This window comes from Priestia sp. P5_B4, assembly GCF_056400385.1.
The window spans coordinates 1-662 of record NZ_JBFULJ010001394.1 but is presented as its reverse complement, the minus strand read 5'-3'; the positions used below and the strand labels follow the sequence as shown (position 1 = coordinate 662).

Annotated in this window: 1 protein-coding gene; it reads right to left on the bottom strand. The window is 29.9% G+C overall.

Features of this window, described 5'->3' with window-relative positions; genetic code table 11:
• Nucleotides 1–87: 87 nt before the first annotated feature.
• A complete protein-coding gene (locus tag AC1DRF_RS31200; protein ID WP_427077284.1) occupies nt 88–222 on the bottom strand; it encodes a HepT-like ribonuclease domain-containing protein in 135 nt (44 codons plus the stop codon).
• Nucleotides 223–662: the final 440 nt, after the last annotated feature.

Genomic DNA, 662 nt, shown 5'->3' with positions numbered 1-662 from the left:
AAAGGTAAAAATTGAACATCTACAAAACACCAAAAAGGACAAACCTCCTAACTTATTTGTCCTTTTTAAATAGAATAATTCTCTCAATTAATAATCAAGAATCTGCTTAGTATACGTAGTAAAATCATTTAAATGCTTATCTAATATTTGCTGCAGAATATCTTGATTGATCGCTTGATAATCGTGAACAGCAATGTTTCGAAACCCTACCATAGCTTTCATTCTATACGCAATCTCATTTGTAATGATTGTGATTCTAACATACCAAAAGCTTCTCTGCTGGTTTGAGGAAGACCTAATCGTTCTTCAGCTATAAGGATAGGTTCTGTACGTTCTTTTATTTTCTTTTTAAACTTATGGCAACTATATATTTATTTTATATTGAGAAGAGTGTTATGTTTCTCACACATTCTTTCTTATTATAATCTACTTGTGGCCTTCACATTCTCTAACCGGAACTTTCATAACACTATTTTTTTACCCCTTAATAAGTTCAACTAGATAAAAATATTTGTTGATATATGTAATTTTTTGAAGGTAAATAAGTTGAACTAAAGGATTGAAATCCCGCCCTTCTTCTTGTATAATAAGTTCAACTTAAAAATGAGGTGTATAAACATGAAAATTTCACGTTTTAATAAAGACTGTGGAAACTCCGTTGA

What these genes read in the sequence shown, in the direction of transcription:
- AC1DRF_RS31200 (WP_427077284.1), bottom strand. Translation starts at nt 222, where the DNA reads ATGAAAGCTATGGTAGGGTTTCGAAACATTGCTGTTCACGATTATCAA.